Raw genomic sequence first — 16,435 nt, forward strand, 5'->3', positions numbered from 1 at the left:
TTGCCACAAAAGCACAAAAACACAAAATCCCACTAAAAATTAACTAATTGATTTTCAGGGTTTTGTGGGATTTAGTGTTTTTGTGATTTGGTGGCATTTTTATTTTTTGGACTTATTAGAGTGGACTCAACTTTATTATTAAAATAAAACCTGACAAGGATCAATTTATAACCTGATCCTCATCATTATTCTCTCACTGCATATCTTAGTATTTTTGTTCATTATGTATTGGGATCATTTATCACATGATGAAATTAAGGATGTAATTTTTAAAGCAATTAATAAAAATTCTAATTACAAAACAGAACCCGTACTTGGAATTCCCGCTTCTTACCTTGATAAAGAAGAGTTTTATGATGATGCTCCTTTTTTGCAAGATGCCCCTTTTCTTACCTCATTGATAGCTAATCCGAATCACATAGGCTGCCATACTTTATCATCATCTCAATCTGAACATATTTTTAAAGGAACACAACAAATCGAAGTTGACCTTATCAGGATATGTGCTGAGGAAATTTTTGGAGGAGAACCTGATACCATTGATGGGTACGTGGCGACAGGGGGTACGGAAGGCAATATCCAGGCATGCTGGATTTATAGAAATTATTTTATAAAAAAATACGGTGCGAATTTGCGTGAAATAACCCTGGTATATTCTGAAGACAGCCACTATTCACTGCCCAAAGCGGCCAATGTATTAAATATAACCTCCATTGAACTAAAAGTTAACAAAATAAACAGGAAGATTGAAATAGTTTTACTTAAAAATGCTATAAAAAAAGCTGTTGAAAATGGTACTAAATATTTCATCGTAGTATTAAATATGGGGACCACTATGTTTGGTTCTGTTGATGATATAGAAAGCATCACCACTTTTTTTTATTCTGAAAATCTGAATTATAAAGTTCACGTAGATGCAGCTTTTGGAGGTTTTATTTATCCTTTTACCAATCCTGAAAGTAAATACACTTTTAAAAACCCAAAGATCACTTCAATCATTCTTGACGCTCATAAGTTGCTTCAGGCTCCTTTCGGAACAGGAATATTCCTTATCCGGAAAGGATTCATGCAATATGTGTGCACAGAAGAAGCCCGGTATATTCAGGGCAAAGATTATACGTTGTGTGGCAGCCGTTCGGGAGCCAATGCAATTTCAGTATGGATGATTTTGAGAACTCACGGTTCTGACGGCTGGAAGGTAAAGATCTCAAAGCTTATGGATAGAACTACTCATCTGTGTAATCAACTCAGTGAATCAGGCGTGAGGTTTTTCAGGAGTCCATTCTTAAATATTATTGCTATCAAGGCTGAAGATATTTCAGTAAAGCTTGCAAAAAAATACCACCTGGTTGCAGATACTTTTGAAGGGATCCCGCAATGGTGGAAGATCGTGATGATGGGTCATGTAAAGCAAGGTGTGCTGGACTCATTTATTTCGGATTTAAAAAGCTGGGCTGATACATGATAAGCCTTTGGAAAAAAAACTAAATTGAAGGAGGCTTTGCAAAACTCAGGGCTTACCGAAAAATAAGTTCCAGATTTTTGCGCACAAATTTGTTACAGATTTGGCTTATCCGATTGAGCAAAACCGCAGGAATAGCAGCGTTATTTTGAGGATTTTGCGATTGAGGATAAGTCAAAGATGTGGCAAAGTTGTGATGCAAAAATCGGAACTTATTTTTCGGCAAGCCCTCAATTGAAAACAAAAAAATACCACAAAGATTCATTGAACATTTTCTATGGATATAAATTTAATAAAAAAATACAACAAACCCGGCCCTCGTTACACAAGCTATCCAACAGTGCCATACTGGAATGAGACAGCCCCAACCCAGGATGAATGGAAATATTTAGTTAACAATACTTTTGAGAGATTCAACGAGCCCAATGGGATCAGCTTATACATCCACCTGCCTTATTGTGAAAATCTATGTACCTACTGCGCCTGTAATAAAAGAATTACGGTAAACCATCAAGTTGAGGAGCCCTATATAAAGACTCTTTTAAAAGAATGGGAATTATACCTTGATATTTTTAATGTAGTACCTCTAATCAAGGAAATACATTTGGGAGGTGGAACGCCTACATTCTTTAGCCCTGGAAATCTAAAAAAACTAATAGAAGGCATTTTATCAAAAGCTAAAATTGCCAAGCCCCCCTTTAATCCCTCCCGACCAAAGGTACCTGCCCGCCACTACGTTTTGGCAGGCGGGCGGGACAGGCCCAAAGTGGGGGGAACTGGCCAACCCCTATCCCCACCAGGAGGGAAAGAGGATGGCGAAGTCCCCCCCTTTGGAGGGGATTTAGGGGGGGCTTGTGAATTTGGCTTTGAAGCGCACCCCAACAATACTACTGATGAACATTTGAAAGTTCTTTTCGATTTAGGATTCAGGAGGTTAAGCCTGGGAATCCAGGAGTTTGACCCAAAAGTGCAGAAGATCATTAACAGGATACAATCGTTTCAAATGGTTGAAAAAGTCACGTCAGAGGCCAGGAAAATTGGTTATCAATCCATCAACTATGATTTGATATACGGCCTGCCGCTTCAGAACACCAAATCGATCATTGAAACTGTTGGTAAAGTAAAAAAACTAGTACCTGACCGAATCGCATTCTATAGCTATGCCCATGTACCGTGGCTAAAGTCAGGACAAAGGCTATTTACTGAAAAAGATTTACCCGATGAATTTGAGAAAAGAAGGATCTATGAAATTGGCAGGGAACTGCTTGAGCATGCAGGATATCATGAAATCGGCATGGATCATTTTGCTCTAAGGCATGACTCCCTTTACAAAGCAAAAATAAATAAAACTTTACACAGGAATTTTATGGGATATACGCCAGCAACTACAAAGCTTTTAATCGGATTGGGCGCATCTTCTATCAGTGACACATGGAATGGGTTTGCTCAAAATGAGAAGACAGTGGAAAATTATACTAATAGAATTGAAAAGGGGGAATTAGCAATTTTCAAAGGTCATATACTCAATGAAGAAGATCTGATATTGCGAAAACACATTTTAAATCTCATGTGTCGTTTTGAAACTTCATGGGAATCTACCAATCTGCGGCATCCATCACTTTATGAAGGATTGGATAGGTTAAAAGAGATGGAAGCAGGCAAATTAATTACCATTAACTCAAAAAATCTAATTGTTCATAAAAAAGGGCTACCATTTATAAGAAACATTTGCATGGCCCTGGATGCCAGATTATGGAAGAAAAAGCCGAAAGAGAAATTGTTTAGTAGTACAATATAAATTGTTACTGCGGTTTGCTTTTTTCCAGTTCCACCTTCTCAATATCATCTTTGCTCACAGGGGGGTTGGCATCAACTACAATTACAGAAGAATTAAATACCTTCAGATTGCGCAATATCTTTCCACTTTTCAGAACCACTTTAACAAACTGATACCCCATCCCATTTTCAGGCAATTCAAGCAGGTAGTTGGAGAATTTTTCGGGAAGATCAATAGTTTGAGATATCATGATAAGAAATTTTATAAATTAATACGCAATTGGAATCTTGATTTAAAGTTTTTTTTCACCCTGATACCAATACAAGATTAAGTGTGGACATCCCAACCCAATGCTTCAAAGAAAGGGTCAATATAATCTACCCGGGTTTGAGTTTCATTGTAGTCACCTCTTTTGTAAATATCAATATTTTCATCAAAGCGTTCAACGAGTTGAGATATAGTTTTATATGCCTGTTCTTTAGAGGTCATTTACCAATTTATTAACCCTTCAAATTTACAATAGCGCTCCCATTTTTCACATCCTCACATAATTCAGCCACGGTTTTCTCTGACAAAAGCTGCCGGATCTTATTTTTTACTATCTTAAAGTCGTTATGGATCGGGCAGGGATTTTTGTCCGAACACGTTTTGAGCCCTATGCCGCACTTATCAAATATGTCTAATCCGTCAACGATCTTTACAATTTCCAATAAAGTAAGTCTTTTAGCTGCAACATTAAGGTTAAATCCTCCATTTGGTCCTTTGGTAGAGTTTAAGATTTTATGTTTTACAAGCAATTGAAGTATCTTACTTAAAAAATGAGCAGGGATTTTTTGCGATTTTGCAATTGCGGTTAAACCCACTGCTTTATTGCTACTATGTAGTGTAATGTACAAAACAGCCTGCAGGGCGTATTCACATGAACGGGAAAACATAGTTTTAGATTGAAGTGAGGCACAAAGTTACAAAATTATTGCGAATTGTCCTGCCTGTCCCGATCCTATCGGGGAATACTCCTTTATTCCCTTCTAACAATTTTCCCAGACAGGCCTCCTTTTTTCTAAAAATGAATTAATTCCCTCATTTGCATCTTTTGTTTCCATTAATTGCTTTACGTACATCACTTCCAGCACCGGGAGTTTTTCCATAATGACCTGGTTAAAGACCGTTCTTGAAGATTTAACTGCGTATCGTAAAGATGAAGCACTTTTGGGAATAATATGTCTTGAAATCCATTCAGCAACTGCTGCTTCCATAGCTTCTTTATTCTCAAAAACTTCATTGACCAAACCCATTGCCTTTGCCTTCTCTGCCGTAATGATATTCCCTGTAATCAACAATTCTTCAGCATTTGCATTTCCTGTTTTTAATGGGATCAGCAGAGAAGCAGGCGGGGGGAAAACGCCCAAAACAATTTCAGGTTGACCCACCATCGCTGTTTTATCAGCAAAAAGAAAGTTGCAGATCAAAGTTAGTTCCATTCCTCCACCAAGACACTGACCGGAAATCTTAGCTAAGGTTGGTATGCCCAGGTCAATAATGATATAAAACAATGCATGGAAATTTTTTAACATTTCAGCCGCTTGCTCTTTTTTGTGCTCCTCAACACTAGCGCCAAAAGAAAAATTTTGGCCTTCGCCCTCAAAAGTGATGAGCTTTAGACCTTTACTTGACTTAAAAGAATTCAATGCTTTTAGTAATTCTTCCATCATTATACTATCCATTACATTGCCTTTGCCATCATCAAGAATGATACGGGCGACTGATTGGTCATGCGTATAGTGAAGTTTTATTTTTGTAAACATTTCTTGTTTCATATTTGAAACTGAGGCGAAATCGCTTCAATCAACTCGTCATTCCATTCTTTCCCCTCTGCTAACAACTGACGAAGTTTTATAAAATCAACTTCACGATTATCTTTTGGGCCTTCATTAAACGCCCTGAAACCGGCTTTAGCTTCTGTCATCATATTGAGCGCCAGCCAATCGCGATTGGTCTCTTTATTTTTATCCCAGTGTTCCAGCTTTTTCTTGCGAATGGAATTAATGGTCTTGCTCATGCAGTTCGGGAAAGTGTACATTAATTTTGTACAAAACTTCTCAATTGCATCATCCAGCAGAGATAAGTCAACTTCCCCGGATTTTAATAATTCTTTCGCTGCTGCCATTTCATCACCTTTTTTGAATGTACCATATATGATCTCTCCTTTTTCATTTACCCAATTATCAGTGTAAACCAAAGGGTTTGGAATATATCCACCATTCACTTTCAGGGCAGGAATAATTTCAGTCAAAAGCCCATGTCTGTATGCTTCATGGGCGCTCCAGGGATCACAAACAGTACAGGAGAACATAGCGCTTTCAACGCCAACAAATAAATGTAAAAAGTCGGTTGACCCTCCGTCCGGGGCGCTGCCATGCTTAGGACCTGCCTGCCCAAAACGCGCCAGATCCTGTGCAAGAGAGAAATCACAGGCCATTCCTATCTCCTGTCCTCCGCCAATGCGCATCCCGTTCACCCGGTTAACCACCGGCTTATCACACATCAATATGGCTGAAACCATGTCATTGAACAAGCGCATGTATTGCCTGTATTCCTGTGGATTGCCTGCATAGTACTCCGCGTATTCTTTGGTGTTGCCACCTGTGCAGAAAGCTTTATTGCCCGCAGCGGTAAATACAACCGCATTCACAGAACGATCATTAGATGCTTCCCCGAAAGCAAGTATGACTTCCTTTACCATTTGGGTGGTGTATGAATTGTACTGTTCGGGATTATTCAGAATGATCCAGGCATTGTAAATCCCTTCCACAAGTTTACCTTTTTTATCAAGGCATGAACGTTTTTCGAAAATGATCTCAGCGTAATCTGTCTCTGTTAAATTGTGGTTTACTAACATAGTTTTAAAGTTTTAAAATTGTTTATTAACATAACAATAAATGAGTATTCGCTTTTGTACCTAATGAAATCAATGTATAATTTAATCTCTGCACTCTGTTGTAAAACTGCATGGCTGCATGAATGCATGGAAGAATCTAATCATGCATTCATGCAACCATGCAATATTTGGAGTGTAGGTATATCTGCGTCTAAAATAATTATAAGTATTTTGCGGATAGCCATATAACTATATTTAAAAATCCGGCACCAGCACCGGGCGTTTCGTATATTTATGTTCCAGTGTATTTTTGAAAACCTCATTGATCTTTGACATGGGAAAAACCTGTATAAACCTGTCAATTTTGAGTTGATCGCTGGCTACCAGGTCAACCACCTCAGGATATAACTCAGGTTTGCATCCCCATGTACCAATAAGCTTTGCGTCAAAAGCCATCAGATTGCTTAATCTTACTTCCAGCTTATCCATTGTAAAACCGACAATTGAAAGGGTTGAAGCGAAGGTCAGCAAAGCGAATGCTAACTCCTGCCCTGCTTTTGTGCCTGACATTTCAAATATTTTCCATCCGTAACGAGATACCTCAAGTTCTTGGACAATTTCTTTAACCTTTTCCTTTATGCTTTTAACATCAAGGCCTTTAATATTTAAGATGGCATCAATGCCATTATCTTCAGCTATCTTCAGCTTTATATCATCAACATCAAGCGCCAGCACTTTTGCGCCAATTATTTTGGCTATTTGTGCACCATATATCCCTACCCCCCCTACTCCAACCACAATTGCAAGATTCCCTGCTTCCAGTTCAGATTTTTTTATTACCTGGTAAGGAGTGGATATTGCATCGGCAATCACCGATAGCTGCTCCAGGGAATATTTCTCCAGCACTTTATCAGGCACACTGCATAGATATTTATAAGGCACCTTGATATGCGAAGCAAAGCCGCCATCAAAGTCATTTCCCGGCATTTGCTGGTTCCGGCAAATATTGCTTCTGCCCTTTTTGCATAATTCACATTCGCCACAGGGCAATACAGCAGGAATGATCACTTTTTTATTCATCCATTCCTTTGGCCCTTTAACCACCGTACCACTGATCTCGTGCCCTAAAGTGAGCGGCAGCTCATGTTTGGTTTTTACCCCAAAATACCAAAAGCTCAGATCGGTGTGACAAACACCACAGCCGGCTACTTTTACTAACACCTCGCCTGCTGTCAATTCAGACATAGGTTTTTCTGCAAGCACTAAATTTTCTTTAAGCGCTGTCATTTGCCAGGAGTAGATTTTGTTATTGTTCATGTACTTATTAGAAAACACAAATTTATAAAAATAATTCGGATATTTATATCTAAAACTATTTTATTTTTTTAGCTTTACGCTACTAAAAAGGTAATCATAATCAAATAAAAAACTCCAAGCTCATCATTGACGGCAATGAAGCTGCTGCACATATCGCTTATAAAACAAACGAGATATGTGCTATTTATCCCATTACCCCTGCCTCTCCTATGGGGGAATTTGTTGATCTGTGGTCATCGCAGGGGAAGAAAAATATTTGGGGTGATGTACCAAAGATAGTGGAATTACAAAGCGAAGGTGGCGCTGCAGGAACGGTTCACGGGGCGCTTCAGGGGGGAGTCATGACAACTACATTTACTGCATCACAGGGACTTCTATTAATGATCCCCAATATGTTTAAAATTGCCGGGGAATTAACTCCTACGGTTTTCCACATTGCAGCCCGTTCAATTGCTTCTCATGCACTTTCCATTTTCTGTGACCATTCCGATGTGATGGCAGTCCGTTCAACGGGTTTTGCCATGTTGTTTTCCAGCAGCGTTCAGGAAGTAATGGATATGGCTTTGATCGCACAGGCATCCACCTTGAGATCCCGTATGCGGTTTGTCAAAGTACCAGACGATCATTTATTAATTTATTAACCAAAGATCATTTGGGTTTCTGCACCACAAAAACTTGAAACGGCATGAGCGGCAAACCTATTCTTTTTTCAAAGATCAATTTAGCTCCTTTATCAGTCAATGAAGGAAGGATTGTTACCGGGCGGCAGCCCAGGCTTAGCCGCGGGAAAAGCCAGATAATTTTTTCCAGGCCATGAGCCAGCCAGCGAATAAAAGGATTTTGTGGTTCAACAGAATGTACCACTGCGAGCCGTCCTCCCGGCTTAACTACCCGGTAAAGTTCCAGCGCCCCTTCCACTGGGTCATATAAAGGGCAGGTACTATAGGTTGAAAGCACAGCATCAAATTCATTAATAATTAACAAAAAAATCAGGGTAAATTTCCTTGGGTAATTAAAAATTGCTTCTCAAAAATTATGATAGACAATGGATAATCTTCTAATAAATTTGCAATTTCAGCATTTTTTTTACTCATCCTGTGTTTTGAAACTGTAACATTTAAAAACAAGCTACCAGCACCCCCCTCCCCCCCCGAGGGAGGGGCTTTTGCATCCCATTTCCCTCCTGTAGGGGATAGGGATTGGCCAGTTCCCTTCCCCCAGGGGGGGAGGGGGCGGCTGGGGGGAATTTGATACTCAAACCTGAATTCTCTTTCTTCAAGAGGTTTTAAATTGTTATCTGATATTTTTTTTGCTTTAGGATACCATTGCCATTCTTCCCCTATTCTGTATTGTTTTTCTTTTAAAATATTACCATCTGTATCCTGGATCTTAAAACTCACAATAAAAAACCTTTCAGGGTCGCCAGTCGGAACAGAATGCCCTGCAAAACTGTTTTTTAATATCAGCTTATATTTAATTATTTTCCGTATTGTGCCTTCAGTGTTGTCAGGTGTTTCCACCTGGCATTTTATTTCCAAACCATTTAAACCACTCACCTTCATCCCTTTAAATTTAGGAATACCTGAACCAGGGAAATTATGAAAGTGTGACCTTCTTTCATCAAAACCATTTGCCTGCCCGCCATATACTGCTGCTTCTGCCGGCAGGCGGGCAATTTCTCTTATAGTAGCCGGCATATGGCATGTAATACAGGTTTTTCCGGCTTTACTTGCCCAGTTATTCTTCCATTCATCACCTGTTTCAAAAGTGCAGACCAATACCGGATTTAATTCATCAACAACATTATGACAACTCATACAAAGTTTTTCAGACAGAAATTTCTTATCCGCTATGGTTTTATGCGGTGCATTTGTATTTCCAATCGTGCCAATCACATTGCCGTTCCTGATATGACAGGTTGCACAGCCAATACTTTCCTGCTGTAAACTTTTATCAAAATAAGGATTGTTCTTTTTTACCGGTTGCCGGTAATCTGCGTTGATCAATCCTGTAACAATAAATTCCTGCTGATTCTGCAAAGGAGTATGACAATTGATACATACAAAAATTTTTCCATCTTTTTTCCATTCTGCCTGAAACTGTAAATCCTGAAAAGCGAGTGCATGCGTAGATTGTTTCCATTCACTATAAATTTCCTGATGGCACTGCCCGCAATCTCTTGCTTTTAAAGAAGCAAGCCCTTTGGGTATTAATTGGTTAGGAATTGCTTTTTCCCAGTGTTTGGTTAAGGCAGTGGTATCATTAATTGTTGATGTTTGTTCATTCCCGTTGTTATTAGTGCAAATTGATAAAACGAAGGTTAATTGAAAAAGGATGATTATTTCAAGGATGAATAGTTTTTTATTTAAAATCATAGTCACTATTCTTATAAGTTAGCATTTTCAAATAACACAGCAGTCCCTTGCCCCCCGCCAATGCAGGCGGAAGCTATGCCGTATTTTACTTTCCTGAGATTCATTTCTCTTGAAATTGTCAATGAAAGTCGCACTCCGGTTGCAGCCAACGGATGTCCAATTGCAATGGCGCCACCATTTACATTGGCTATATTTCTATCAAACCGTAATTCTTTTTCACATCCTATAATTTGCGCACTAAAAGCTTCATTGATCTCTATCAGTCCGATGTCTTCCATTTTCAAACCTGCTATTTTTAGTAACAAGCTGATAGCAGGTACCGGGCCCAGTCCCATTACTTTAGGGTCAATACCGCATGAAGTAGAAGCGGTCACTTTAGTTAATGGTTTTAAATCGTTAGCGGCAATAAAATTTTTACCAGCCACAACAACTGAAGCTGCACCATCTACGATCCCGCTTGAGTTACCGGCAGTTTGAATGCCATCTTTTGTAAATACAGGGTGGAGTTTTGACAGCGCGTCCATACCGGTTTGCCTGACATTTTCATCAGTAACAAAATTCTCAACTTTTTTGGGCAGGCGGACCTTTCTTGGTTTCAATCCATCCACTTCAAAAACGACAGTGTTCAGCGAAACGACCTCATCTTTAAAAAACCCTCTTTCAATAGCTGAAATTGCCCTATCAGATGATAATTTGGCAAATTCATCTGCTTCTTCGCGGGTGATATTGTGCTTTTTAGAGATATTCTCTGCCGTAAAGCCCATAGAGAAACCGGCAGCAGTATCATCCAATGATTCCCAAAGCATGTCTTTAAAATCCGGCCTGCCCAACTGGTAGCCCATCCTGTTGCCAAAACCTGCCGTGGGAGCTAATGACATATTTTCTGTTCCTCCGCATAATACCACACCGGCTTTGCCCAGGGTGATCTGTTCGGCACCTGTGATAATGGTCTCAAAACCGGAACCACAGATCCTCTGTACCATGATCGCAGGAACCTCTTCTTTTACACCTGAATATAACGCAATGTGTCTTGGAAGAAAATAAGCATCTGCTGAGCTTTGCCCTACATTAGCTATTACCACCTGGTCAATATCACCGGCTTTAACCCCGGACCTTTCAAGTGCCGCTTTACAGGCAAAAATGCCCAGGTCTGTGGGTGAAACACGGGCCAATGTCCCGCAGAGTTTACCAAAGGGAGTTCTTGCTCCGTTTACGAGGTAAATGTCGTCATAGACGATGCCGACACCTTTTTGTTTGTCGTGATAAGCATTCATTTTAAAATTCTTATATTTAAACAGTATTTGAAATAAACAGGGGGTAAGAAGGTATTAATCACAGTGAAATAAAATGACGATTGTCAGGTTTTGCTATTTAAATAAAAAAATCTTGCAAAATATAATACAACCTAAAAATCTAAATTAAAAAAAACAACTTAAATTGTAAGCATTATTAACATCATGCATCAAATTATCAGTTACTGGATGCTGGTTACTGGGTGCTGGTTGACCCTATTATTATTAATTTTTGCAACATATTGTCTTAATGCAGCTCTTTATTCACAATAGGACGTACTTTTCCTCTTTTTAATTTAGATTTTTAGGTACAAATATTTTGTAATATTGTATGTTCGTTTTTTTATTAAAATAAAATGAATATCCTTGCATTATGAATACTACTGAATTAGATATATACGAACTGTTAAAACTAAAACTTGGTGAAAAAGAAACTAAGGCGCTTTTTTCATTTGTTGGAAGTAAAATAGAGGATCAGCAGGATACATTAGCTACAAAACTTGGTATAGAAAAATTAAAAGCCGAATTATTAGTAGTTAAATGGATGTTAGGAGTAGTTTTGGCAGGTATCATTTCTCTTGTATTAAAAGCATTTTTAGTTTAATGTAAAGAGTAGGCAAAACTTTTAAATTTAACAAATATTATGAAAAAATTAACTTTAACATTCGCAGCAGCATTATTAATTATTCAATATGCAATAATCAATAATCAATCGCAGGCACAGTCCAAAGTCTTCATCCCAGACATCAACTTCCGCTTTTACCTCAATACAAACTATCCCACTTTTATGGATGGTTCAGGCGACAGTTTGCTAATTGACTCCGCGGCAACTCTGACCAATTTGAATTGCACCGGTCAAAGTATTGCTGACCTTACGGGAGTGGAATACTTTGTTAATATTACAAATCTTGATTGTTCTTGGAATCAATTAACTTCCCTGCCCGACCTAACGAATAATACTGCTTTGCAAGGGCTTTTCTGTTATGGTAATCAATTAATCTCTTTACCTGACCTTACTGGCAATACCGCTTTGTCGAATCTTGATTGTAATGGCAATCAATTAACCTCCTTGCCTGGTTTTACAAATAATACCGCTTTGCAATGGCTTGTTTGTTATGATAATCAATTAACCTCCCTGCCAGCCCTTACGAATAATCCCGCTTTGCAATGGCTTTGGTGTTATAATAATCAATTAACTTCCCTGCCTGCTCTTACGAATAATACAGCTTTAGTGGATCTTTATTGTTATAATAATCAGCTAACCTCCCTGCCTAATCTTACAACCAACACTGCTTTGCTACGGATTCGTTGTTATTTTAATCAATTAACCTCCCTGCCTGACCTTTCGAATAATACCGCTTTGATACAGCTTTTTTGTTATAATAATAAATTAACTGCCCTGCCTGACCTTACGAATAATACCGCTTTGGTTCAGCTTTGGTGTAATTTTAATAAATTAAACTTTTCATCTGCAAGAGAGCTAAGAATAGCTGATACCATTTCAACACTTACCATGTATACTTACAGCCCTCAAAACCCTTTTGGTACACCGGCTACTTTTGAACTAGATACAGGAGATACGATCATTTTAAGCATTGCCAGTCAGGATTCAGCGTTAAGCTACCAGTGGTTCGTGGGAACAGATACCATTGTTGGCGCTACGGATACATTTTTAATACTTGCGAATGTTACTGTGGCTGAGAGCGGAGTTTATAGCTGCAAGTCTTACGGCACAGCATTAAATAAACCGCCAATGACATGGAATCCGGGCATCAGCAGCTTTGTTTCAGAGTTTTTCATAGTAATCGTTGGACCAAGACTCAAAGCCTTCATCCCAGACATCAACTTCCGCGATTTTCTCAATACAACCTACCCCGGTTTTATAATAGGTGATAGCTTACTTACCGATTCAGCAGCTACTATCACGGGTTTATTGAGTTGCAGTGGTCTAAATATTGCTGACATTACGGGATTAGAATGGTTTTTTAATATTCAATGGCTCCATTGTTATAATAATCTATTGACCACTTTGCCTGACATGTCAGCCTTTACAAATTTAAAATGGTTGCATTGCTATGATAACCAATTAACCTCTTTGCCCGATCTGTCGGCAAGTACAAACATACAACAACTCTATTGTTATAATAATCAATTAACCGCCTTGCCTAATCTTTCATCTCCTAATTTTTCTTTGCAAAAGTTATATTGTGAATATAATCAACTAACGGCTTTACCTGATCTTTCTTCCCACTTTGTTTTGCAAAGATTGTATTGTAATGATAATCAAATTACCAGCTTGCCAGATCTCGCCAATACAGACTTAGCGTGGCTTTATTGCTGGAGAAATAAATTAGACTTTTCAGATGCAAGAGAGTTAAGAATAGCTGATGCCATTTTAACACTTACCGCTTATGCCTACAGCCCTCAAAACCCTTTTGGCACAGCCGATACTTTTAATCTGAATACGGGCGATACACTCATATTAAGCATAGCCAGCCAGGATTCTGCGTTGAGCTACCAATGGTTTAGGGGAACGGATACGATAACGGGTGCAACAGATACCCTTTTAATAATTCCCAATGTACTGCTCACTGATAGCGGAATTTATACCTGCAGGTCTTATGGTACAGCGCTTGGTAGCCCCCCAATGATCTTTGGACCCGGCATCAGCAGCTTTATTTCAGAGCCGCTGACCGTAAATATTCTTTCAGCGTCTCTTTCTGCTTCAATATCTTATCAACAAAATGTTTCCTGTAATGGCGGGATGGATGGAGAAGCAGCAGTAACTGTAACTGGCGGCAGTCCCCCATATACCCTGCAATGGTCCGATTCATCAGCACAAATTACGGACACTGCATATAGTTTGTTTGCAGATATTTATTATGTTGTGGTAACAGATTCATTGGGCGCTGTTGACACTGCACTTCTAACAATTACTGAACCACCTGCCATCACCGGAAGCCAAACCCTCACCATCTGTGCAGGTGACAGCGTAATAGTGGGAACCAGTGTTTACAATACTACCGGAGTTTACACCGATATATTCACAGCATCCAACGGCTGCGACAGCACATTCACCACTAACCTAACCGTTAATCCATTGCCAATCGTCAGCTTTACCGGCTTAGACACAAGCTATTGTCTTAATGATGCCGCAGTAACCCTTACAGGCACACCAACAGGCGGAACATTCAGTGGCACAGGAATCAGCAGCAGCCAGTTCAACCCTGCCAATGCCGACACGGGAACACACACAATCACCTACACTTATACTGATGGAAACAACTGTACAGACAGCATCTCCCAAAATGTAACAGTTAATAATTGTTTAGGCATCAATGATCAATCATCAATAAACAATGATCAATTAAAAGTATATCCCAATCCAAACACAGGTGAATTCACCGTAACATTCAAAATAACAGAAAAGCAAAATATCAACCTCAAAGTAATTAACATAAAAGGCCAGGTAATTTATGAAGAAAATCTAAGTGATTTTACGGGCCAGTATCAAAATAAAATAAATATGAGTGGCTACCTGCCTGCCGGACAGGCAGGTGCAAAAGGAATTTATAATTTACAATTATCAACTAAGGAGAAAACTATCAACAGAAAGATAATTCTTGAATAATAGTTGGTCCCAAGTACTCGGGAGCAAAAGGCAATTGGCAATTAGAGCACCATATTGCCAACTGCCTTTTGCCAACTGCCTATTTCTTCCTATACAGGCATTCAACGATCTTCTTATTTGTTTCAGCATCACCAATACTTATCCGCAACGAATTTTCTTGTCCGAAAACATCCAAATTACATACTAATATTCCTTTGTTTTCTAATTGCTTGAATGTTCTTTCTTTGTTTTCATGCCGGTCAAAATACATGTAAATAAAATTTCCCTGGGAAGGAATTACATTATACCCCAAATTTTTTAACTTTTTCCTTCATATACGATTGGTATAAAGTGGGCCGTAAAATGCCTTAAAAATTCCGGCTCATAAGTTATTTTAATCCCTTCGGTAGTTTCTTTGTCCTGTAATATTTCTTCAAATATGTCTATCACATAATCAATGTGGCTTTGGGTATATACTCTTCTTGGAATAGCCAACCTCACTAATTCCATAGCAGTGGGGATGAGTTTGCCATGTTCATCATATTTACCAAACATCACCGAACCAATTTCACAACACCTGATCCCGCCTTTGATATACAATTCACAAACCAATACCTGTCCGGGATATTGCTCAACAGGTATATGAGGATAAAAAGCTTTTGCATCTATGTAAACGGCATGACCCCCTATGGGCATTAGGATGGGTATGCCCATTTTGTGCAATTTTTCTCCCAGGTAATTTGTGCTTTTTATCCGGTATTTGAGGTAATCGCTATCAAATACTTCCTGCAAGCCGATAGCAATCGCCTCCATATCCCGCCCTGAGAGCCCTCCGTAGGTAGTGTATCCCTCAGTAATGATTAATAAATTAATGCACGCATCAGCAATTTGTTTGTCTTTCAATGCCAGGAATCCGCCCATGTTAACCATGCCGTCTTTTTTGGCGCTCATAATGCAGCCATCTGCCAGAGAAAACATTTCCTGTGCAATTTCCTTGTAGGACTTTTTTTCATATCCTTTTTCCCTGTGATTGATAAAGTAAGCATTTTCAGCTATCCGGCAGGTATCCAGGATAAAAAGAATACCATGCTTACTGCAAATCTTACTGACATCTCTTGCATTTTCCATGCTTACAGGTTGACCACCACCAGTATTATTGGTAATAGTGAGGATGACAGCACCTATGTTTTCAACCCGGTGCTTTTGGATAAGCTGTTTTAGTTTTTCTGTATCCATATTCCCTTTAAAAGGATGATATATTGAGGGATTATTTGTCTCAGCTATAGGGCAATCAAAAGCTTTAGCGCCTGAAAATTCAATATTGGCACGGGTAGTATCAAAATGGGTATTGTTGATAAATACTTTTCTTTTGCCGCCAAGAGATCCATATAATATGCGTTCTGCCGCCCTGCCTTGATGAGTGGGTAAAATAAAGGGATAGCCGGTTAAGTCCCGGATCACTATTTCGAGTTTTTCCCAGCTTTTAGCCCCTGCGTATGATTCATCTCCCTGCATCATAGCAGCCCATTGGTCAGAACTCATTGCTGATGTACCACTATCGGTAAGAAGGTCAATCATCACCTGTTTTGACTTTAGCAGGAATGGATTGTAAAACGCTGCTTTTAGAAACGCTTTGCGCTGAGATGGAGTGGTCATTGGAATGGGTTCAACCATCTTTATTTTGAAGGGTTCTATAATGGTTTTCTGCAACATGTTAATTTACT

15 protein-coding genes are annotated in these 16,435 nt (G+C 39.0%); 5 read left to right on the top strand and 10 right to left on the bottom strand.

What is annotated here, in order from left to right; genetic code table 11:
- Nucleotides 1–223 precede the first annotated feature (223 nt).
- Both FVQ77_11170 and FVQ77_11175 read left to right on the top strand, forming a co-directional pair.
- Nucleotides 224–1,465 carry an aspartate aminotransferase family protein gene (locus FVQ77_11170; GenBank protein ID MBW8050873.1) on the top strand — a complete coding sequence of 414 codons (1,242 nt, stop codon included), beginning with the start codon at nucleotides 224–226 and terminating at the stop codon, nucleotides 1,463–1,465.
- 274 nt (nucleotides 1,466–1,739) lie between these two features.
- Nucleotides 1,740–3,260 (top strand): oxygen-independent coproporphyrinogen III oxidase, encoded by a 1,521-nt coding sequence (locus FVQ77_11175; protein ID MBW8050874.1) that lies wholly within the window; start codon nucleotides 1,740–1,742, stop codon nucleotides 3,258–3,260.
- A gap of 4 nt (nucleotides 3,261–3,264) precedes the next feature.
- Here FVQ77_11175 and FVQ77_11180 read toward each other — a convergent pair whose 3' ends face one another.
- The 5 genes from FVQ77_11180 to had all read right to left on the bottom strand — a co-directional run bounded on the left by FVQ77_11180 (nucleotide 3,265) and on the right by had (nucleotide 7,434).
- A complete protein-coding gene (locus FVQ77_11180; protein ID MBW8050875.1) occupies nucleotides 3,265–3,489 on the bottom strand; it encodes a hypothetical protein in 225 nt (74 codons plus the stop codon).
- 250 nt (nucleotides 3,490–3,739) lie between these two features.
- Nucleotides 3,740–4,174: an Rrf2 family transcriptional regulator gene (locus FVQ77_11185; protein ID MBW8050876.1), complete on the bottom strand. Its 435-nt coding sequence runs from the start codon at nucleotides 4,172–4,174 to the stop codon at nucleotides 3,740–3,742.
- Between the two features lie 93 nt (nucleotides 4,175–4,267).
- Entirely contained in the window at nucleotides 4,268–5,056 is a 789-nt protein-coding gene (locus tag FVQ77_11190) for a cyclohexa-1,5-dienecarbonyl-CoA hydratase (GenBank protein MBW8050877.1), read from the bottom strand.
- On the bottom strand, nucleotides 5,053–6,138 hold the full coding sequence (gene oah / locus FVQ77_11195) for a 6-oxocyclohex-1-ene-1-carbonyl-CoA hydratase (protein MBW8050878.1): 1,086 nt from the start codon (nucleotides 6,136–6,138) through the stop codon (nucleotides 5,053–5,055). The genes FVQ77_11190 and oah overlap by 4 nt, the downstream gene beginning before the upstream one ends.
- Nucleotides 6,139–6,372: 234 nt before the next feature.
- A complete protein-coding gene (gene had, locus FVQ77_11200) occupies nucleotides 6,373–7,434 on the bottom strand; it encodes a 6-hydroxycyclohex-1-ene-1-carbonyl-CoA dehydrogenase (GenBank protein ID MBW8050879.1) in 1,062 nt (353 codons plus the stop codon).
- 104 nt (nucleotides 7,435–7,538) lie between these two features.
- On the opposite strand from had, the gene FVQ77_11205 reads away from it, so the two are divergent.
- Nucleotides 7,539–8,075 carry a hypothetical protein gene (locus tag FVQ77_11205; protein ID MBW8050880.1) on the top strand — a complete coding sequence of 179 codons (537 nt, stop codon included), beginning with the start codon at nucleotides 7,539–7,541 and terminating at the stop codon, nucleotides 8,073–8,075.
- A gap of 7 nt (nucleotides 8,076–8,082) precedes the next feature.
- Here the strand turns inward: FVQ77_11205 and FVQ77_11210 are convergent, their stop codons facing one another.
- From FVQ77_11210 to FVQ77_11220, 3 genes are read right to left on the bottom strand one after another with little or no spacing between them, the layout of a single operon-like run.
- The gene (locus tag FVQ77_11210) at nucleotides 8,083–8,454 is read right to left on the bottom strand and encodes a class I SAM-dependent methyltransferase (protein MBW8050881.1); all 372 of its coding nucleotides are present in this window, start codon (nucleotides 8,452–8,454) and stop codon (nucleotides 8,083–8,085) included.
- Nucleotides 8,424–9,809 (bottom strand): hypothetical protein, encoded by a 1,386-nt coding sequence (locus FVQ77_11215; GenBank protein ID MBW8050882.1) that lies wholly within the window; start codon nucleotides 9,807–9,809, stop codon nucleotides 8,424–8,426. The genes FVQ77_11210 and FVQ77_11215 overlap by 31 nt, the downstream gene beginning before the upstream one ends.
- A gap of 11 nt (nucleotides 9,810–9,820) precedes the next feature.
- Nucleotides 9,821–11,083: a thiolase family protein gene (locus FVQ77_11220; GenBank protein MBW8050883.1), complete on the bottom strand. Its 1,263-nt coding sequence runs from the start codon at nucleotides 11,081–11,083 to the stop codon at nucleotides 9,821–9,823.
- 391 nt (nucleotides 11,084–11,474) lie between these two features.
- On the opposite strand from FVQ77_11220, the gene FVQ77_11225 reads away from it, so the two are divergent.
- A complete protein-coding gene (locus tag FVQ77_11225) occupies nucleotides 11,475–11,705 on the top strand; it encodes a DUF1640 domain-containing protein (GenBank protein MBW8050884.1) in 231 nt (76 codons plus the stop codon).
- Between the two features lie 39 nt (nucleotides 11,706–11,744).
- Nucleotides 11,745–14,732 (top strand): T9SS type A sorting domain-containing protein, encoded by a 2,988-nt coding sequence (locus tag FVQ77_11230; GenBank protein MBW8050885.1) that lies wholly within the window; start codon nucleotides 11,745–11,747, stop codon nucleotides 14,730–14,732.
- 79 nt (nucleotides 14,733–14,811) lie between these two features.
- On the opposite strand, the gene FVQ77_11235 is transcribed toward FVQ77_11230, so the two are convergent.
- Complete coding sequence (locus tag FVQ77_11235) at nucleotides 14,812–15,024, bottom strand: aminotransferase class I/II-fold pyridoxal phosphate-dependent enzyme (protein MBW8050886.1); 213 nt, start codon at nucleotides 15,022–15,024, stop codon at nucleotides 14,812–14,814.
- Nucleotides 15,025–15,029: 5 nt separating this feature from the next.
- A complete protein-coding gene (locus FVQ77_11240) occupies nucleotides 15,030–16,424 on the bottom strand; it encodes a tryptophanase (GenBank protein MBW8050887.1) in 1,395 nt (464 codons plus the stop codon).
- Nucleotides 16,425–16,435: the final 11 nt, after the last annotated feature.

Source organism: Cytophagales bacterium (genome assembly GCA_019456305.1).
GTDB lineage: Bacteria > Bacteroidota > Bacteroidia > Cytophagales > VRUD01 > VRUD01.